The following is a 20,969-nucleotide window of genomic DNA, read 5'->3' on the forward strand; positions in this document are numbered from 1 at the left end:
AATTCATTCAATGGCTAAACTATCGAATACCCGCCAGAAGGCGATCCTGCGCAAATACTCTGATAATGTAAAGTATTTGATGATGGCCGCCAGTATTTGCCTTATTGTATTTACCCTTCCAAAACAGGCCAAATTCAGGTATGAATATGATCGGGGACGTATATGGACACAAAAGGACCTGGTATCGCCTTATAACTTTGCTATTCTTAAAACACAGCCTGAAATTGAGAATGACCAGCGGGCAGCACTTCACAGCATAACACCGATCTATCAATGGGATAGCGAATTGGAACAGGCTCAATTGGATGGTTTTAAGAATGACCTGGAAATAAAATGGCATGATTCGGGCATCAATGACAAGAAAAAACAGACGTATTTAAATACTGGCGGAGATCTGCTTAGAGAAATTTATGACACAGGTATTTTAAGTCTGAACCCGAAATATCAGCAGAATCAGCAGAATTATCCGATTACGATACTGAATAAGAATGTTGCTACGGATAAGAATACAGCCGATCTGTACACCAAAGAGAAGGCTCTGGCCTACTGTGATGAGCAATTGAGCAGACGCAAGGATATTGATAAAACGTTTTTGCTCGACCTGATCCAGGATCGCCTGCAGAACAACCTGAAATATGACGATAAGCTTACCACCAGGTTGGAAAAAGAGGCCCTGGAAGGTTTATCTCAAACGCGTGGCATGGTGCAAAAAGGGGAGGTGATAGTAGGTAAAGGGTCGGTCATCAATGACGTTATCTACCAAAAACTGGAATCCTTTAAGAAAGCATTTGAGGATAACGCCCGTGTGAATGGTGACCGCCGCCTGGTGCTGTTGGGGCAATTTCTGTTGGTGTCGTTGGTCATTTGTTTGCTGGTGGTATTCCTGTATTTATTCCGTCGCGATATTTATGAGGATAACCGGCTGGTATGCCTGATCTTATTGGTAGTAACGGCAATGCTGGCTTCGTTGTCGCTGGCTATACGGCTGCAATTGCCTAACCTGTATTATATCCCTTATTGTATTGTTCCGATCATCATCCGGATACTGTTCGATACCCGTTTGGCGTTAAACATCCATATTCTTGTGATATTGGTAGCAGGCTTTTTTGTGCCTAATAGTTTTGAGTTTGCCTATTTTGAGATTACAGCGGGGATGGTATCTATCTATAGCATCAAAAACCTGATACGCCGTGAGCAATTCCTGATTTCGGCAGTGATCATAACCTTTGGTTATTTTCTGTCATTTTTGGGTATATCGTTTATCCGTGAGGGTAGTTTCAGTAATATAGACTGGATGGATTTTGTGCCATTTGTAGTAAGCGTTTTGTTGACGCTGCTGGCTTATCCGCTGATCTATGCTTTCGAAAAGGTATTCGCCATCACATCGGATATTACGCTGATTGAACTCACCAATACCAACGCGCCATTACTACGCGAGCTGGCCTTCACCGCCCCGGGAACATTCCAGCATTCCTTACAGGTAGCTAACCTTGCCGAGAATGCTATATTTTCCATTGGCGGCAATGCTTTATTGGTAAGAGCAGGGGCATTATATCACGATATTGGTAAAATAGAGAACCCGTTATACTTTATCGAGAATCAAAGTCCCGGTTTTAATCCTCATGATAAGCTGTCGTATGAAGAAAGCGCACAGATCATCATCCGCCATGTAAGCAAGGGTATAGAAATGGCGAGGAAAGCTAATCTGCCGGAGATCGTCGTCGACTTTATTCGCACACACCATGGCAATACAAGGGTAGATTATTTTTACCAGTCGTTTTTGAAAAACTTCCCAGAAAAGTTTGTTAACGAAAATATTTTCCGGTATCCGGGGCCAATCCCATATTCAAAAGAAACAGGTGTTTTGATGCTCGCTGATTCAGTGGAGGCCGCGTCCCGTTCATTACGTGAGCCTGACGAAAAATCCATCAGCGACCTCGTTGACCGTATCGTAAAATACAAACTGAACCAGGATCAGTTGAAAGACAGTAACATAACACTAAAGGATATAGAAACTATCAAGACGATCTTTAAACGGATGCTCGGAAGTATTTATCATGTCAGGGTTGACTATTGACACTGCAATACGGGCATTAAGCAGAATAAGTTCAACTCAATCAACTACTTAACTTAATCAACCACTTAACCTTAATATTTTTTTTTGACGATTTAGACGAATCACTATATTTGCAGTCCCAAAAACAGGCATTTGTTTTTAAAAAGGTGAGGTGCCTGAGAGGCCGAAAGGATCAGTTTGCTAAACTGACGTACGGGAAACTGTACCGAGGGTTCGAATCCCTCCCTCACCGCTGATTTCAATATCAAAAACAGATAAAAGCCTGCAAATCAAATGATTGCAGGCTTTTATTTTTAGATCAACTTGCCGTTTTATGCACTAAATCATAATAAAAAAGTGAGTAATTCGGTGAGTTGAGACCTCGAAAATTCTTACTCACCAAATCGGCTTATTTATTTGATTATCAAGATGTTTGATAATTGAACATCTTGTTTAGGATTAGTTGCAAGCTTAATTTTGTTTCACTTTTTATTGTCAAAAACATGAAAACTAATTTCAGCTTGCTTTTTTATTTAAAAAAGCCCAAAAACTATGTATCAGGCCTCGTGCCAATTTATATCCGAATTACTGTTAATGGTGAACGTGCGGAAGCTACTTCCAACCGCGAATGTGATCCTAATTTATGGAACAGTTATTCTGGCCGTCTAAAGGGAACAACTGAAAATATCAGGTCGTTCAACGCCTACCTCGATGGTCTTCAACATTAGGTTTACGACGCTCACAAGGAGCTAACAGAAGCAGCGATAGCTATAACAGCAGAAAAATTGAAAAATAGGTTTTTGGGTAATGATGAAAAGGCTATTATGCTATTAACGATTTTTAGAGAGCACAATAACAATATGGGCGCTCTGATTGGAAACGGCTATTCGTCAGGAACGCTGACTTGTTTCCGGACTACAATTAAGCACACAGAAAATTATATTTATTGGAAGTTTAAAGCACCTGATGTTGATATAAAGAAAATTGACCACGAATTCATTACCAGTTTGGAATTTTACCTCCGCTCGGAAAAAAAGTGTTCCAACAACTCTGCTCTGAAATACGTCAAGAATTTCAAAAAGATTATCCGGTTCTGTTTGGCCAGTGGATGGCTTACCCAAGATCCCTTCAGAAACTACAAATCGAAAGTAAAGATTGTCGATCGGGTATTTTTGAATCAAGATGAAATTGACCTTATAGCTAATAAGGTCTTCAAAACGGTCCGGCTTAACCAGGTAAGGGATGTTTTTTTATTCAGTTGCTTCACTGGATTGGCTTATGCGGATGTACAAAAATTGAAAAAGGCAGAGGTGGAAAAAGGGCTGGATGGTGAAATGTGGATTTACACAAAACGTCAAAAAACTGATACACCAACTCGTGTGCCGTTATTACCGTCTGCACTCGCCATATTAGATAAGTATGCATTTCACCCAGTTTGCGAAATTAATGGGAGAGCCTTACCTGTGTCAACTAATCAAAAAATGAATGCCTATCTGAAAGAAATAGCAAGCGTTTGCGGCATCGATAAAGAGCTTACATACCATACTGCCCGGCATACCTTTGCAACCACAGTCACCTTATCCAATGGTGTGCCTATTGAATCAGTGTCAAAAATGTTAGGGCATACCAATATCAAAACCACACAGCACTATGCTAAGATATTAGACATGAAAGTCAGCAAGGACATGGCGTTATTAAAAGAGAAATATAAAGCAGGCGTTTGTTGATAAATGAATTACAAAAACCTGGGAAGCCAGCAAAACATCAATTTACTAATAACTATATTTGTTTGAGAACACAACACCCAAGTATGAGCAGCAGCACTTTAAAAGATTTACGTTCAGTTCCGATCTTCGAGCTATCGGACGAACAACTGCGGGAAAGACTGCGTCCGGCCTATGAAAAGATTAAACAAGAAGCGTTTGCAAAAAACAGCTACCTCACTTATTTCGATCCGTTAGTTTGCCCGACAAACGCACATGCGGTACATGAATATCGCGACAGGAAGGAGTTGATATGGATGGATCATACAGGAAAAGAACACTTTGTAAAAACCCTTTGATCTTATGTCAAACAACCCGCAGCTGTTATATGTCGCGGGGCCGAATGGTGCAGGAAAATCGACTTTTTCCAAAGAGTTGTCGAATCCCGGTGCCATTATCTTTGACGTGGATAAAGTTATTGCCCGCATAGAGGCCCAATCACCTGGTATGCCTAAGAAAAAGGTATACGACACAGCGACACAGGAATTTTTTAACCAGGCTAATGAAGCAGTCAGGCAAAGGCAGCATTTCACTTTAGAAACTAACTTTAGGGATAAAGAATTAGTGGATATAGCCACCCAATTTAAGCGCCGTGGTTATACCACAAACATGGTCTATTTGACTTTGGACAGTATTGAACAATCTATTTACCGGGTAAATAAAAGAGTGCTGAATGGCGGACATTTTGTAGATCATAAAAATATCCAGCTAAATTATGATGAAGGGCTGCTTTATCTCGAACGTTATGCTGACAGCTTTGACAATCTGGAGATAGTTGATGGTTCAAAAGATTTTAGTGAATTTAAATCAATATTAAGTATAAAACAACAAGAGCTTATTTACCTCAGCACGAACCTTCCTACATCCGTAGAACAAACGGTTATCAATATCGCTAACCGCTATAGAGGTAATCCAAGGAATGAAGATAATGATGAGGAACAAGACTCGGGTTATAGCCGGGGTCGGTAAATATCCCATTCAGGGAAAGCCATTTTTACATTCCGCGATGCTCCATTGTAAAAACAGCTTTTCCTGACCCGCTAAAGGAAGCTGGTCGCCCACTCACAACCACCTTTCTTTCCCGTTGCTTTTACTTGTGATCCCTTATTCACCGGCACCGCGAAGATAGGCCAAACCGGGACAAAGCATCAAGGCTATAGCAAGCGGGCTTTTTGTTTATTTTTCAGCGGAGGCCCGGCCTTGATGCTTTGCCCGGTTTAACACTTCAGTTGCTTAACCGTTGAATAAGGGCTATTCTGTTCATCAGCTTATCTTATCGGTTTTTTTGTGTCTATTAGGCTGTTACTGCTGGTAATCATCAACTTGTTCAATAACTTTGTCCGCATCCATCTTTCATTGTCTTTATATAACTGGTCATAATCTTCCATTGGCCACGCGATCTGAGCTGCTAAAGGGCTGGCTGAGGGTACTAAAAAAGAGTCATATAATATGATGTCGGCCTGTAATGATTGCGCAAGACGATATGCGTAATTAGCTGCGTTTTCTGCCCGTTCCGAAAAATCGGTTAATATGGCGATTGTTTTCATTGTTTTTGGTTTTAATGATTAGGATCAATTGATCCATTTCCAGTCGAGTATTTCGGGCATATCTTTACCGTGAACACTGATATAATGTTTATGCTCGATCAGTTTATCCTGTAGCAATTGCTTCAAATAAACGCCTGTCGTTCCCGTTTGCGGCAGGCGGTCGATCACATCCATGACCAGGTGGAATCTGTCCATTTCATTCAATACGGTCATATCAAAGGATGTCGTAATCGTTCCTTCTTCCTTATAGCCCCGCACATGCATATTGACATTATTCGCCCTGTTATAAGTTAGGCGGTGTACCAGCCACGGATAACCATGAAAGGCGAACACTACCGGTTTGTTGGTGGTGAATAAAGCATTATAGTCTGCATCGGTTAATCCGTGAGTGTGTTCTGTACTTTTTTCCAATTTAAATAAGTCAACCACATTAATAACCCTGATTTTAACCTCCGGTAAGTGTTCGCGCAAGATCGAAACTGCCGCCAATACTTCCAGTGTAGGTACATCACCGCTGCAGCCCATCACCACATCCGGTTCGGCTTCCTGGTCGTTACTGGCAAAATTCCATATTCCGATTCCTCGTGTACAATGTTCAACAGCTTGTTCCATGTTCAGCCACTGCGGGGCCGGATGTTTCCCGGCAACGATTACGTTGACATAATGATAACTGCGCAGACAATGATCCATCACCGATAACAGGCAATTGGCATCGGGTGGTAAATAAACCCGCACAATGGTTGCTTTTTTATTCACCACATGATCAATGAAACCAGGGTCCTGGTGCGTAAATCCGTTATGATCCTGCCGCCAAACGGTTGAGGTCAACAAGATATTTAAGGAAGCGATCTTTCGCCTCCAGGACAGTTCGGAACTTGCCTTTAACCATTTGGCGTGCTGGTTAAACATGGAATCGATGATATGTATAAAAGCTTCGTAACAATTAAATAAACCATGTCTTCCTGTCAGCAGGTAACCTTCCAGCCAACCTTCACACTGGTGTTCGCTCAGCATTTCCATTACGCTGCCATCGGCAGCCAGAAACTCGTCGCTTTCAGCAATGGGCGCCGTCCATTGGCGATCAGTGGCCTCAAAGATGATATCCAGCCGGTTGGATACGGTTTCATCCGGGCCAAAAATCCTGAAATTGCGGTTGACCTGGTTTTCTTTAATAACATCACGCAGGAAACGGCCGGATACATAAGTATCGCCTTCGCCTTCAGTGCCAGGAGCATCAACTGTCACCGCGTAATTCCGGAAATCAGGCAAACGCAGGTCACGCAATAGCTGGCCGCCGTTTGCATGTGGGTTAGCACCCATACGACGCTCGCCTTTAGGGGCCAGCATTTGCAGTTCAGGCAGCAGTTTTCCTTTGTCATCGAATAGCTCTTCCGGCCTGTAACTTTTCATCCATTCTTCCAGGATTTTCAAGTGTTCGGGCGGGCTCGCTGCCGAAACAGCCAGCGGGATCTGGTGGGCCCGGAAATTACCTTCAATTTTATAGCCGTCTACTTCTTTGGGGCCGGTCCAGCCTTTGGGTGAACGCAAAATGATCATTGGCCAGCGCGGGCGTTGCCCGTTCGGGTGCTGGGCATCATATTTTACTTGCAATATGCGGTCAACCGCATAATCCAGAGCCTCCGCCATCGCGCGATGCATCAATGCGGGGTCATCGCCTTCCACAAAAATGGGGTTCCAGCCATAGCCCCGGATTAATTGCTCCAATTCCTCGTGTGAGATCCTGGCTAACATCGTAGGATTTGATATTTTATAACCGTTGAGGTGCAGTATCGGCAATACTGTACCATCTGTAAGCGGGTTCATGAACTTGTTGGAATGCCAGGCGGTAGCCAACGGCCCGGTCTCTGCTTCGCCGTCCCCTATGACGCAGGCCACGATCAGCTTGGGGTTATCCAGTACTGCACCAAAAGCATGGCTGAGGGAATAACCCAGTTCGCCGCCCTCGTGAATGGAACCGGGAGTTTGCGGCGAGGCATGACTGGATATTCCGCCCGGATAAGAAAATTGCGTAAAAAGTTTCTTTAGCCCGTCTTCATCCTGTGTTATATTCGGGTAGACTTCGGTGTACGTGCCTTCTAAATAAGTGCTGCCCACCACAGCGGGCCCGCCATGCCCCGGCCCCGAAACATAGATTATATCCAGGTCGTACCGCCTGATGATGCGGTTAAGGTGGGTATAGATAAAGTTCTGTCCGGGGGTGGTGCCCCAGTGGCCTAAAAGCATATTTTTAATATGCTCCAGCTTTAAGGGCTCCTTTAAAAGCGGGTTATCGCGTAAATAAAGCTGCCCGACTGATAAATAATTGGCAGCGCGCCAATAGGCATCCATTTTTTGCAATTGCGCGTCGGAAAGTGTTTCGGTTACGGTTGGTTCAGTTGTATCAAGCATGGTGTATGTCTTTAGTGTTCTGTTTTTGTGTTGTGGTTAGGTCCATCCTGTCGCAAACTAATTTTGCGATCATCATTTCTTCGTCGGTATGCATGACGCGTACGCTTACGCCGTTTGCCGCGGATATGAAGTGCGCATTCTTCTGGTTGCGTTCATCATTGAGCTCTACGCCCAAAAAGCCCAGGCCTTCACAGATCCTTGCGCGTATGGACGGTGCATTTTCGCCGATACCGCCGGTAAATATGAGAGTGTCAAGGCCGCCCAAAGCGGCGGCAAAGCTGCCGATCCATTTTTTTACCTGGTAACAGAATAAGCTTACTGCCTCTGCCGCACGTATATCGGTCGCTTCTAGTTCCAACAGGTCGTGCATATCTCCGCTGGTTTCCGAAATGCCCAGTAAGCCGGATTCGCTGCTGATCAGATGATTAAACTGTTTGGGCGTAAGCTGTTCCGACTTTATCATGAACCAGGCAACGCCGGGATCAAGATCGCCGGTGCGGGTGCTCATCGGTACGCCCGAATCAGGTGTGAAGCCCATACTGGTATCGACGCTTTTACCATGTTTGATAGCGGCGAGGCTGGCACCGTTTCCTAAATGGGTAATGATGATACGACCGTCTGCTATTTGTCTGCCTGCTAAGTGTTCCAGTTCCTGCATCAGGTAATGGTAGGAGAGTCCGTGAAATCCGTAACGATGGATGCCTGATCTATCAAACCTGCGTGGAATGGGTAGTAGCTTTGCTACCTGCGGCATATCTTTATGAAAGTCCGTATCAAAGCAGGCAAATTGACTAATCTCTGCATGATTTTTTTTGAACCCTTCTATCAGGAGTATTTCAAAAGGCAAGTGATCGGGATCGTAGGCGCCGATATTTTTCAGGTCTTTCAATAGTTCGGCATCGATCAGGCTGGGTTCGGTATGCTGCATGCCGTGCACGATGCGATGGCCGATGGCTTTAACATCAGAAAATGTTATATTTTGTTCGAGCCATTCCACCAGGAAATCAATAGCACCCTTGTAAGTTGTTGCTGTAACCGGCAAAGAGGTAGCGTCGCTATTTACGGTAAACCTGGTGCCGGTAGTACCCACGCGGGTTAGCTGGCCGTAACATACTTTTTCGGGCGAGTTGTCCACCTCGAACAAAGCAAATTTTATGCTGGACGAACCGCCATTAATGGTAAGTATCATGATTGGTGTTTATTGAATTTCTTTTTCAAGCCGTGCATTTGCGGTTTTAGGTTCCGCTTCGTGAATATTTGCCTCAACCAAACTGACGGTGAGGTCCTGGTAATGATGAAAACGATATTCATAAAGGGCCAGTTCCCCATCTTTGCCCATAACTATTAAGGCGTTAATATGCGCCAATGCGCCTGCTTTAGCCATTTCCATGGCTTTGGCCCGTGTACTGTAACCATAAAATAACGCGTCATCAATTGGTAAGCTATAATTAACGCTTGCGATAGCGCAAAACACATCTTTAGTGTTTCCAATAAGCCAATCCTTCTTAAAGGGTTTAAACTTTAAAGGCTGAAAATCGTTTGTAGAAACTTCTGTTACAACAGTGTCATTCTTAAAAACACGGAAGTATCGGATATAATTGCGCTGTTTCATGCTTTGGTTTCCTGTAAAATTGTTAGTAAAACTTAAATATCACCGTAGTAGAATAATGGCAATTCCTAAGTGGAGGTGATTATAGAAAAATGAAAGGTGCTGTCAATCTAAGCCTTCATTTTTGCGTAAAACAGGTGTTGATTTTTATGCCTGTCCTTTATGAGCGTTATGCTTAAGATAACTTCGATTAACAACAATTGTTTTTTATAATATAATTTGATATTCGCAGGAAAACCAATGATTATTTCCTTTGCAACATCTTTTAAATAAAGCATGGATAAATTTTGAGGGAAATAGTTTTGGTTGATAATTATATTAAAAACTTAAAGGAATAAATACCGTTCCCTGTTTAGGGAGGCTGGAGATTGTAAATTACAAATAAGCTCTTTTAAAGCCTCTTGCAGTGAACCATAACGATTCAAAGGTCTGATTTCCTAAGGCTTTAAATCATATATGCCCAAATTGTGCACCTGCTTCATATAGGTTGAAGTAAAACCAATTTAACACTTAATTACAAGTAATAATGTTTACCTACTTTACTGAAGCCGAACACGCAATAAAATTTCCAGATGACAGGCGCTTGTTTATAGGTATTAATCCCTATGCACTTATTATACTCTTTATACTATTGATGGCAACAGTCGGGCTTGCATGGATGCAATACCTGGTGTTCGGTTTACCATCCGACCCTTCTGTCGCCTTCCCTGCGATAACTCCAACAGGCCCTAAAGGATTTCCGTTATGGCTATCTCTCAGCCATTGGGTTAACTTCTTTTTCCTAGTACTTATCATCAGGAGCGGACTTTCCATACTGGCTGATCATCCCCGCCTGTATTGGAACCGTGGCTGTTCGCCGCATTCAGAGTGGATTCGTTTTACCCCGGTAAAAGTTCCTGACGACAGGGTTTATACGGCTAAAGAGGATGGCCGTTATTTAAATCCGGTAGCAGGTCTGCCGGGTTACCGCCATTCGGTAGGGCTGGCACGCTGCTGGCATTTTATAACCGTTCCTTTTTTTCTTTTCAATGGCGTGGTATGTGTTGCGCTCCTGTTCCTTACGGATCAATGGAAGCGGTTAGTTCCAGTATCGTGGCGGATATTGCCAGATTCCTGGAATGTCTTCGTGCATTATGCCACCTTTCACATGCCTATCGAGCCAAACGGGTTTTATCATTTTAATGCCTTGCAACAAATTTCCTACTTTGCCGTGGTCTTTATTTTAGCGCCGGTAGCCATGCTTAGCGGAATGTCAATGTCCCCCGCTATCGAGAACAGGTTTCACTGGGTCCCCAAACTATTTGGCAACCGGCAGGGCGCCCGTTCTGTTCATTTTTTGGTTATGCTGGCATTTGTGGGTTTTATCATCATTCATGTAGCGATGGTTGCGGCGACAGGGTTAACCCGTAATATGAACCATATTACTGTCGGTACTGATAATGCGGTTAGCCATACAGGCCTCTATATTGGCGCGGGTATTGTTTTATTTACGGTGGCTTTTGGTTTCTTCGCCCATTGGGTTTCATGGCAAAGGCCCCGTTTGCTGCAAAAAACAGAGGCCGATATTAATGGCATTTTATGGCTTAACTCTATTAATAAGTTAAAACCAAAGCTATATTTTACGAAAAAAGATATATCGCCTTATTTCTGGGTAAACGGCAAAATGCCCGAATCAGCCGAATGGCGAAACCTGGCAGCTAATGATTTTAAAGATTTTAAGCTTAAAATAGGCGGCTTGGTTGAAAATCCGGTAGAGCTATCGCTCGAAAAGCTCAAAGAACTGGGACTGGAACAAAATATTACGATGCACCATTGTATCCAAGGATGGTCGGGTATTGCCGAATGGGGCGGCATTCCGATCAAAGCGCTCGCGGAACTTGTTAAACCCCATCCGTCCGCGACTACCGTAATATTTTACTCTTTTGGCGAGGGCCTATACGGCGGGAATTATTATGATACCCACAGTTTGGATAATTGCTTGAAACCCGAGTCTATCCTCGCCTGGGAAATGAATTACCAGTCGCTGCCGCAAAAGTACGGCGCGCCGCTCAGACTAAGAATTGAAAACCAGCTGGGCTACAAAATGGTGAAATGGATCAATAAGATCGAATTTTTAGAAACGGCTGAATTCGTAGGTAAAGGTTACGGCGGTAAAAATGAAGATGACGAATATTTTGACCTGCTGGCTGATACGTAGAGCCAATTTGTTGGAAATGTTTCACGGTTGCGAAAGTAGGACTCTAAGTTCCTCTTTCATTTGTATATGGGCCGGACGCGGAAAAATTAGTTTGTCAAAAGCGATAATGAACTAATCTTTTATCGCTTTTTTCCCAATAACGAATACTCACTCAGTGCTAATTATATTAATATACCCTAATACGTTTTTTGCGCACCAAATATGAAAATAGACTGGTATTCATTGTAAAAAGCAGGGCAAGCTATTCATTGGTCTGCAGAGAGATTTTATTTATTTGAAGGCCACATTCAATTAGGCTATGGTTGTAGACTTTCAATCCAATAATACTTATATTTGTATGATAGATTTGCAATTAATCTGTATTAAATAAGTGGTGAGTTTTTCGGCGAGTAAGAAATAAGAACCACGTAAAGTATTGAATATCAATTCGGTTTAAGAGGCATACAATTCCCTCCCTCACCGCTGATTGGATAGTCAAAAAACACCAAAAGCCTGTAAATCATATATTTATAGGCTTTTTTTTGGTGCGCCCGGCAGGGCGCTTTTACTCCGTGGTGGAAGTCCACTATGGGCCGGGTAAGGGGAACGATTAGCCGAAGGCAAGGGTGTGCGGGGCGACCCGGAATCTGAAGGAAGCATTAGGCAAAACGCTGGTTTGACGAACAGAAACCGCATACGAGGCTTTCATGCCGGACAAGGAGGCCAACATCTTCGAAGTCCAATACTTACCTGGAAGGCATGAGGGTAGATGTGGCAGACATAAGCGGGAAGGTAGAGGCGCATTACCCGGGGAGACCTGAACGGGACGTTAGCTGAACGGGCACGCGGTTCTGCTAAGTAACAACCCCGATGGAGACATTCGGCTGAGCGTCCAGGAGTCAGGAGCGGCCATAGTAGCTACAAATGCAGTGAAGGGCCAAACTATTAGTTACGGGAAGGACTATGTCCCGGCAAGCCCCGTTTTGACCCGGTCGAAACAGCTTTGCCTTGCTCTGGCTTCAAAGCATTGTATTGCAAAATTTTGAAGCATAGTCATTAGGAAGGCATTTAAAAAATGTACTTTTTTTTACAAGTTAACATTTAGCGCCCTATTTTTTAACTTTTATCTCTCATCATTAAATTATCTCTTCTTTAGTTTTACCGCTCAATCAATAAACCTGGTACCAATTCAAATATTGCTAAATAGATTTTAGAAAAAAGTATGCCAATGTTTGGGCGTGTTCCGAACAATGGAAATGACCCGTTGGCCCTGTAAAATAAGTGTAAAAAACACAATAAATAATATTAAATTTCACGATGAAAAAGTTATTCCCCATTTCAAGTTTGTGCCTGTTCCTGTTCACAGCAACAAGCCTTAAAGCACAGACCCCTAAGCTAACACTTGATTTAACTAAGCCCGGCGCAAATGTAAGTCCACAACTGTATGGGTTGATGACCGAAGAGATCAACCATTCGTACGATGGGGGCTTGTATGCCGAGCTGATCAGAAACAGAATATTTAAAGACAACCCAAATACGCCGGAAGCATGGGGCGTAATCAAGGAAGGTGGCGCAAAGGCTACAATGCAACTAGTTGCCGCAAACCCCAACTATATACCTGCAGATGAGCGGCGCCATGCAATTAATGGCGCGTTAACCACTTGTTTAAGATTATTGGTTGATACCGGAGGTGGCCGGGTCGGTATTGCAAATGAAGGTTATTGGGGCATACCGGTTTTGCCTAATACAACTTACAACGCCTCTTTTTATATTAAAGGTATGGAAAGCAAGCCATTGAACGAGCAATGGGCTCCCGCACCTAAAACTGCAGTCCCTGTAATTGCTGATAACACGGCCGGACCAATAACCGTAAGTATAGAAAGCAACGACGGTAAAACGGTATATGCTTCGGGTACTATTAATTTGATAAAAAGTGCCTTTTGGAAAAAATATGAACTTAAATTAACAACCGGCGCTGGTGTTAAACCAACAACTGACGCCCGTTTTGTTATTTCAACAGACCGTACCGGGGTTTATTATTTTAACCTCGTCTCGTTATTTCCGCCAACTTATCATAACCGCCCAAATGGGAACCGGGTAGACATAATGAAATTACTGGCCGACATGAAACCCCGTTTTTTACGTTTCCCCGGTGGTAATTTTCTTGAAGGCCCGAAACTAAATGATGCGTTCCCGTGGAAGACCACTTTAGGCGCGCTTGAAAATCGTCCCGGCCATACAGGCTCATGGGGATACCGCCCCACTGATGGAATGGGCTTACTTGAATTTTTAGAATGGTGCGAAGACCTGAAAATGGAACCGCTGCTTGCCGTTCATGCCGGCTATTCACTCGATGGCGACCATGTGGACGCAGGCCCGCTTTTAAAGCCATATGTAGATGATGCCCTTGATGAAATTGAATATGTTACGGGCGATATACACACCTACTGGGGCGCTAAGCGTGCAGCCGATGGGCACCCGGCACCTTTTAAACTCAGCTATGTGGAGATTGGTAACGAAGATGGGTTTGACGCGTCTGGCAGTTACGACGGACGTTTTGCCCAGTTTTATGATGGCATTAAAGCCAAATATCCTAACCTTCACTGTATAGCAACCATCGGCGGTAAGGACTGGCTTGGGACCAGGAGTAAATTAACAATTCGCAAGCCCGAAATTGTAGATGAACATTATTACCGCAATGCCTGGGGGATGGAAGAGGACGCGGCACATTATGATAACTATGATCGCAAAGGATATAAAGTGTTTGTAGGTGAATGGGCAACAACAGAAGGCATGCCCACCACCAATTTGAATGCCGCCCTTGGCGATGCAGCCTGGATGACCGGTATGGAGCGAAATTCGGACCTGGTTATCCGCTCATGCTATGCGCCTTTATTTGCAAATGTAAATAAGGCTACCGCAACTGCGCCGAAAGCATGGCAATGGGAATCAAACCTGATAGGTTATGATGCATTGACAAGTTTTGGTTCGCCATCATATTATGTGCAGAAGATGTTTAACAGCTATATCGGCAATAAGGTGGTTCCCGTGGCAGGTGTAAATATACCAACCCAAACGCGGCCTGCCACCAAGCAGGACAGCGCGGCGAACAACATGCCCAAACCTATACCAGCCATGTTTTATGTAGCCACCCGGGACACAAAAACGGGAAAACTGTTTCTTAAAGTAGTAAATGCAACAGGAAAGCCGCAGCAGGTTGATATTGATCTGAAGGGGGCCGGAAAGCTTTCTCCCGAGGGTATCATCGTAGTAATAAAAGGTGATAAACCGGGAGATACGAACACGATAAACGATCCGGTAAAAATAGTTCCGGTTACCACCAAAGTAAAAGTGCCCGGCGCTAAATTTACAAGGACTTTTGATCCATATTCAGTAAGCGTGCTTCAAATAAATACATTAACAAAATAATTAAAACCAGGTAAGAATACCAGGAAAAAAAGTCAATATGAGAAATGCGATCTACAGGTTAGGGATGACGGCCTTAATTATCACGCTTATAGCGCCGTGTTTATATGCACAAAAAGCAACTAATCCTATTATTTATGCAGATGTACCGGACATATCAATAGTACACGTAGGCGATAGCTATTACATGAGCAGCACAACGATGCACATGAGTCCCGGTGTACCAATTATGAAGTCGAACGACCTTGTGAACTGGAAGACGGTGGGTTATGCATATGATACTTTAGCAAATATTGACGCAACGAATCTCACAAATGGCAAAAACATGTATGGGCAGGGGTCGTGGGCAAGTTCTATTCGTTTCCATAATGGCACCTATTATGTAAGCACATTTTCTGCAAATACCAATAAAACGCACATTTACAGTACTAAAAATATCAAAAAAGGTCCGTGGAAAGCCAGGTCATTTGCCCCCGACCTGGGTGACCACTCCTTATTTTTTGATGATGACGGAAAAGTGTATATGATCAGCGGGAGCGGAGATTTAAGATTAGTTGAATTAAAGGATGATCTTTCCGGTATAAAACTCGGCGGAACGGACAAAATTATCGTTGAAAAGGCAGGAGAGCCTTCGGGCGGTACCGGCCTCGGTCCGGAGGGCTCTCAGCTGTTTAAGATAAACGGCAAATATTACCTTTTCAATATTACATGGCCAAAGGGCAGCGTACGCACTGTTACAATACACCGGGCAGATAAGATCACCGGTCCGTATGAAGGACGAATTGCCCTCCAGGATCTGGGTGTGGCGCAAGGCGGATTGGTCGAAGCGCCAAATGGGGCATGGTATTCTTATTTGTTTCGTGATTATGGCTCGGTGGGCCGTATTCCCTATTTGGTGCCTGTAAAGTGGGTGGATGGCTGGCCCGTTTTGGGCACTGGCGGCAAAGTGACCGATACACTCGACCTGCCGGCCGGCAAAGGTTTGATCCCGGGCATTGTGGCTTCGGACGAGTTTACCCGTAAAAAACGCGCACTGGCATTACCACTGGTTTGGCAATGGAACCATAACCCGGATAATAGCTTGTGGTCTGTTACAGCGCGGAAAGGATATTTACGACTCACCACCGGCAGGATCGACACCAATTTCCTGATGGCACCAAATTCATTGACACAACGCACCATGGGCCCGGTATGCTCCGGGGCAGTTTCGCTCGACATTTCTAAAATGAAAGATGGTGATTTTGCGGGTTTGGGCCTTCTGCAAAAAAATTACGGATTGGCTGGTGTAAAAATAACCGGGGATAGCAAAGCTATCGTAATGATCAATGCAAGCACCGGACAACCTGTAGAAGCACAAAAGATCCCCTTAAACCAAAAAGTAGTATACTTTAAGGCGGAATGCAACTTTACGAACAGAAAAGACGTGGCAGACTTTTTTTATAGCCTGGATGGGAAAACGTGGATGGCATTGGGCACGCAATTAAAAATGGCCTATACCTTCCCACATTTCATGGGCTATCGTTTTGCTTTGTTTAATTATGCTACAAAAAACATAGGGGGAGCGGCCGACTTTGACTTTTTTCACATAGCAGGTTCCATTTCCCCGGAGAAATAAAGCCTTGGGAATTAACGAACGCAAGGAGGTAAAAAAATGAAAAATATATCTTACTGTTATTATGCTTAGAGGACGCGATACCTCACTGGTGCCGATTGATTTTATAACACAAATTAAAAATTCGCGATGAAAATTAGATTATTAGCGGTTGCAACATTATGCATTTTTGGTTATTTACAATCGTTTGGCCAGGAGGTCAATAATGTCATCGAGAAAGCGCAGCCCTTCCCCGATGCTTCGGTTGTATTAAAACCGTCATGGGTAAAACAAAGAGAAGACTTGAACACAAGGTATGTTAAATCTCTTGACCCCGACAGGTTATTACACAATTTTAGGGTAAATGCAAAACTGCCTTCTAACGCCAAGCCTCTTGAAGGTTGGGAAGCACCGGATGTAGGATTGAGAGGCCATTTCACCGGACACTATCTTTCCGCCGCTTCGTTATTGGTAGAAAAGTATCAGGATACATTATTAAGCAAGAGGCTTAGTTACATGATAGACGAATTGTACAAATGCCAGCAAGCTTTGGGAAACGGTTACTTAAGCGCATTTCCGGAAATCGAATTTGATACATTGGAAAAAAAGTATGGTGGTGTATGGGCACCGTATTACACTTATCACAAGATCATGCAGGGCCTGCTGGATGTTTTTGTACGTACCAAAAACAAAAAGGCATATGTGATGGTCGAGGAAATGGCGGCTTATGTCAATAACAGAATGTCCAGACTTGATAAGGAAACCATTGAAAAGGTACTTTACACCCCACAGGCGAATCCTGCAAACGAATCCGGTGCAATGAACGATGTTTTATATAAACTCTACAAAATTTCAAAAGACCCTAAGCACCTTGCACTAGCGAAAATATTCGACCGTGACTGGTTTGCCGTTCCTCTGTCAAAGAACGAAGATATTTTGAATGGGCTGCACTCCAATACGCATTTAGCATTAGTCAATGGATTTGCTCAGCGATATTCCATTACGCACGAAAATTTATACCATGATGCTGTAGTGAATTTCTGGGATATGCTCATTAAGCATCACGCCTACGCAAACGGATCAAGCAGCGGGCCACGGCCTAATGTTGTTACACCCACCTCACTCACTGCAGAACATTGGGGCGTGCCGGACCATCTCAGCAATACGATGACAAATGAGATCGCAGAATCATGTGTATCACACAACACACAGAAACTAACTTCAACGCTTTTTTCATGGACAGCCAATCCAATCTATGCCAACGAGTACATGAATGCATTTTACAATGCCGTGTTGCCAACACAAAACTCCCTTACAGGAAATAATGTTTATCATTTACCGCTTGGTTCTCCCAGAGTTAAGGCTTTTTTAAAAGAGAATGATTTTCGCTGCTGCAACGGCACCAGCATTGAGGCATTTGCTTTATTAAATTCAGGAATTTATTTTCATGGCGATTCTGATTTGTGGGTCAACCTATACATTCCCTCCAAAGTTGCATGGACTGAAAAAGGCATAGTATTGGAGCAACAGGGCAATTTTCCTACAGACTCCGCGGTAGAATTTACTGTTTCAGCAAAGAAGGAGGTGGTTTTTAATCTTAATTTTTTAACTCCCGCTTGGGCAGGAAAAGTAGATATATATGTCAATGGCCAAAGGCAGAATGCCAATGTTTCGCCTTCATCCTATTACAGTATAAATCGCAAATGGAAGAACAATGAAAAAATAAAACTGGTTTTCCACTACAATTTTTATATCAAGGCTATGCCTGATGATCCAAAAGTAGTGGCCATATTTTACGGCCCCAATCTCATGGCATTTGAGACCGCATCGGAGGTCATTTTAAAAGGAACAAAGGAAGAAATCTTGAAAAACCTGTCAGTATCCGATAACAACCTATTTCATTTAGTTGACGAGGGGAGAATTTACTCACTCCGTCCACTGTACGACATTAGAGATCAATCATACGGAGTATACGGTACTATCAGAGGGTATTGACGGAGGAGAGCGTGATCTTATAAAAACTTAACCCCAAATCCAGGACATTAGTTAATAAATTTGGTTTAATTGGTAGCCCCTAAGTGGACACTCCGGGAGGCCTGATCGGGCTGCTCGGTGGGCTTTGGAGCACCGTGTTGTGTAGGCAATTAAAAAACTCAGAATTAATAATCTGTAACGTTAACGAACGTAAAACATATACCTTACTGTTATTATGCTTACTTGCTGGTTATTTGAAAATGTGTATCTTTAGTTAAGATTTACAGAGGTAATACAAAGAGCGACATCTGTGGCGACTGCTTATCTCACGGTACTTAAATGGATATAAATCAACAATATAATAAGTTGGGTTCGAATCCCTCCCTCACAGCAAATCAAATGTAAAACGCTTATATGCAATGTGTAATGCGTTTTTATTGGCATTAATAAAGACCCCTGCTTATACTCCAATCGGCGCTGTTCCTTACCACCCATTAATGATACTGATCAAAAGCAAAGTCAATTAGCAATTTTGTAACCGTAGAGCGAGCTGACAACTACCTGAAAAGTACTACCGCTGCTCACTGCAGCAGTTGCGGCCATGCTGACAGTTTCACCTGCATTTAGATAAGTGATGCATGACGTATTCAAACCTTCGACAGTTACCGGATTGGATTCAAAGGTTTGAACCAACACAGCAGGAGAGCCTCCAAAGTTTTTTACCAAATACAAAGTGACAGACCCAAAACTGGGATTACTGGCAACCGCGCCATTGTCAAATTGTGTAGCTCCGTAGAACATGTAGTAACCACTAGTAGGGGCCGTGAACCGCCCGGTGGATGTATTCAGTACATTGCCCGTATTAACCACGCTTCCTTGTGGATAATTGATTTCTGTTTTTATTGAAAGAGTTGGAGAAGCAGTGCATGACTGCCGTGTAGTGGTGGGCACCGCCGCAAACGGATAAGTGGACGCAGCAGCAGGTACACTGTTGGAGCTTGATAACAGGACCAGTTCCCAGGTCGTCCCAGTAGTAGTGCCCTTATTTATAAAAAAAGCATAATATCCTGCCGGTACGTCGACCGAAGCTACACCGGCACCGCTTTGGTTATCGATCAGTTCTGCGCCATTAGCCGCTACCGTTAATATTGCTGTGCCGGTATTTTTGAAATGATACATCCGTCCAGAGAAATTACCCGTCCCGCTCACCGCTGCGGGCAATGTAAGTGTACCATTACTACTGCCGTTATATGCAAGATAAAAATCATTAGCCCCTACAGTCCCGCTGGCGCTAATATTTTTGTATGGTGCTGCAAGCGAACCGTTCACTGTAAGTTTACTGCCCGGTGTAATGGTACCGATACCAGTGTTGCCGGTTTGTGCATATAAACTACTACAAGTGAGTAGGAATCCCGTTAAAATTATAGCTTTTTTGCAGATGCATTGTAACTTCATTTTGGGCGTGATTTTTATCTCTTTAAATGGGATTTTATACTTTTTTTAAAGACAGTCAATAATAGGTTAATACCGTATCAATTTTGAAACTTTACAAAATCTAAATAAAAAGAAGGATTACCGATGTTAAAAGTTGGAACTACACCATTAGTTTTACCGGCTAACACTGTGTAGGTTCCTGGCGTTGCGAAATATAATACGCGATTTTGATCTCGGGGAATAAAAATAACGGAGGCAGCAGATCCACAGTAGCTTCTCCAGACATCTCCAATTCCGTTAATATAAAAGAAATAGTCATTACAATCGGATTGAATTGCCATTCCACAACGGAAAAAATACCAGCCTTTTGCCGGGATTGTCACTGATACTCCTGTAGCGAAACCGGAACCACCCGTAGATCCTCCAAAAGGATTAATTAATGTTCCTGTATAAGGAGTCCAGTTATTTGCAAATGATGTAACACTACTGCCTACGATGGCAACTTCCCATGTAGTGCCACTGGTAGTGCCTTTGGAAATAAACATACCGTAATAACCCGCAGGTAGTGTTATACTGGCAACACCCGGCCCGCTCTGGTCGTCCATAAGTTCGCTGCCATTGGCGGCAATAGTGAGGGAATTGCTTGTGCTTGTATTCTTAATGTGATATACCCGGCCGCTAAAATTGCCCGTTCCTGAGATGGCAGCAGGTAATGTAATGTTACCGGCAGAGCTTCCGTTCCAAGCCAGATAATAGTCGCTGGCCAGCAAGGTATAAGTAGTAGCGGTAATATTATTGTAAGTGGCGGCAAAAGAACCGTTAATGGTAAGTTTACTACCCGGTGTGAGGGTGCCGATGCCAGTGTTGCTGGTTTGTCCATACAAGCCATTGCAGATATGGAAGAATCCTGTTAAAATAATCGCTATTTTGTAAATGTATTGTCTTTTCATCTTTATGCTTTTTTAAGTCTTCGCGATAGTATGT

At 43.4% G+C, this 20,969-nt stretch carries 15 protein-coding genes and 1 tRNA gene; 10 read left to right on the forward strand and 6 right to left on the reverse strand.

From position 1 onward, the window contains the following. Positions 1–10 precede the first annotated feature (10 nt). The 6 genes from Q3A68_RS18145 (at position 11) to Q3A68_RS18165 (ending at position 4,788) form a co-directional block, all read left to right on the forward strand. Positions 11–2,077, forward strand: coding sequence for an HD family phosphohydrolase (locus Q3A68_RS18145; protein ID WP_302902540.1), 2,067 nt, complete (start codon positions 11–13; stop codon positions 2,075–2,077). Between the two features lie 145 nt (positions 2,078–2,222). Beyond that, a tRNA-Ser gene (locus tag Q3A68_RS18150) sits at positions 2,223–2,309 on the forward strand. Between the two features lie 250 nt (positions 2,310–2,559). Further along, positions 2,560–2,784 carry an Arm DNA-binding domain-containing protein gene (locus Q3A68_RS23205; RefSeq protein WP_368045688.1) on the forward strand — a complete coding sequence of 75 codons (225 nt, stop codon included), beginning with the start codon at positions 2,560–2,562 and terminating at the stop codon, positions 2,782–2,784. Between the two features lie 57 nt (positions 2,785–2,841). Next, positions 2,842–3,783, forward strand: a complete 942-nt coding sequence (locus tag Q3A68_RS18155) for a site-specific integrase (protein WP_368045689.1) — start codon at positions 2,842–2,844, stop codon at positions 3,781–3,783. A gap of 62 nt (positions 3,784–3,845) precedes the next feature. After that, a complete protein-coding gene (locus Q3A68_RS18160; RefSeq protein WP_302902541.1) occupies positions 3,846–4,118 on the forward strand; it encodes a hypothetical protein in 273 nt (90 codons plus the stop codon). 4 nt (positions 4,119–4,122) lie between these two features. Next, entirely contained in the window at positions 4,123–4,788 is a 666-nt protein-coding gene (locus Q3A68_RS18165; protein ID WP_302902542.1) for an AAA family ATPase, read from the forward strand. A gap of 299 nt (positions 4,789–5,087) precedes the next feature. On the opposite strand, the gene Q3A68_RS18170 is transcribed toward Q3A68_RS18165, so the two are convergent. The 4 genes from Q3A68_RS18170 to Q3A68_RS18185 are packed head-to-tail and all read right to left on the reverse strand — an operon-like array spanning position 5,088 to position 9,387. Further along, positions 5,088–5,366, reverse strand: coding sequence for an adenine nucleotide alpha hydrolase family protein (locus tag Q3A68_RS18170; RefSeq protein WP_302902543.1), 279 nt, complete (start codon positions 5,364–5,366; stop codon positions 5,088–5,090). Positions 5,367–5,390: 24 nt separating this feature from the next. Then, a complete protein-coding gene (locus Q3A68_RS18175; RefSeq protein ID WP_302902544.1) occupies positions 5,391–7,775 on the reverse strand; it encodes a phosphoketolase family protein in 2,385 nt (794 codons plus the stop codon). Beyond that, positions 7,768–8,964 (reverse strand): acetate/propionate family kinase, encoded by a 1,197-nt coding sequence (locus Q3A68_RS18180; protein ID WP_302902545.1) that lies wholly within the window; start codon positions 8,962–8,964, stop codon positions 7,768–7,770. The genes Q3A68_RS18175 and Q3A68_RS18180 overlap by 8 nt, the downstream gene beginning before the upstream one ends. A 9-nt stretch (positions 8,965–8,973) precedes the next feature. Next, a complete protein-coding gene (locus tag Q3A68_RS18185; protein ID WP_302902546.1) occupies positions 8,974–9,387 on the reverse strand; it encodes a hypothetical protein in 414 nt (137 codons plus the stop codon). A gap of 523 nt (positions 9,388–9,910) precedes the next feature. Between Q3A68_RS18185 and Q3A68_RS18190 the strand changes: the two genes are divergently transcribed. From Q3A68_RS18190 to Q3A68_RS18205, 4 genes are all read left to right on the forward strand, one after another. Further along, the gene (locus tag Q3A68_RS18190; RefSeq protein WP_302902547.1) at positions 9,911–11,581 is read left to right on the forward strand and encodes a molybdopterin-dependent oxidoreductase; all 1,671 of its coding nucleotides are present in this window, start codon (positions 9,911–9,913) and stop codon (positions 11,579–11,581) included. A 1,296-nt stretch (positions 11,582–12,877) separates the two neighbouring features. Then, entirely contained in the window at positions 12,878–14,989 is a 2,112-nt protein-coding gene (locus Q3A68_RS18195) for an alpha-L-arabinofuranosidase C-terminal domain-containing protein (RefSeq protein WP_302902548.1), read from the forward strand. A 37-nt stretch (positions 14,990–15,026) separates the two neighbouring features. Continuing rightward, positions 15,027–16,601, forward strand: coding sequence for a glycoside hydrolase family 43 protein (locus Q3A68_RS18200; RefSeq protein WP_302902549.1), 1,575 nt, complete (start codon positions 15,027–15,029; stop codon positions 16,599–16,601). Positions 16,602–16,727: 126 nt separating this feature from the next. Then, positions 16,728–18,572, forward strand: coding sequence for a beta-L-arabinofuranosidase domain-containing protein (locus Q3A68_RS18205; RefSeq protein WP_302902550.1), 1,845 nt, complete (start codon positions 16,728–16,730; stop codon positions 18,570–18,572). A 498-nt stretch (positions 18,573–19,070) separates the two neighbouring features. Here Q3A68_RS18205 and Q3A68_RS18210 read toward each other — a convergent pair whose 3' ends face one another. Together Q3A68_RS18210 and Q3A68_RS18215 are read right to left on the reverse strand one after the other, a co-directional pair. After that, positions 19,071–20,006 (reverse strand): hypothetical protein, encoded by a 936-nt coding sequence (locus Q3A68_RS18210; RefSeq protein WP_302902551.1) that lies wholly within the window; start codon positions 20,004–20,006, stop codon positions 19,071–19,073. Between the two features lie 77 nt (positions 20,007–20,083). Beyond that, positions 20,084–20,935: a hypothetical protein gene (locus tag Q3A68_RS18215; RefSeq protein WP_302902552.1), complete on the reverse strand. Its 852-nt coding sequence runs from the start codon at positions 20,933–20,935 to the stop codon at positions 20,084–20,086. Between the last annotated feature and the right edge of the window lie 34 nt (positions 20,936–20,969).

Source organism: Mucilaginibacter tolerans (assembly GCF_030519375.1).
Taxonomy (GTDB): domain Bacteria; phylum Bacteroidota; class Bacteroidia; order Sphingobacteriales; family Sphingobacteriaceae; genus Mucilaginibacter.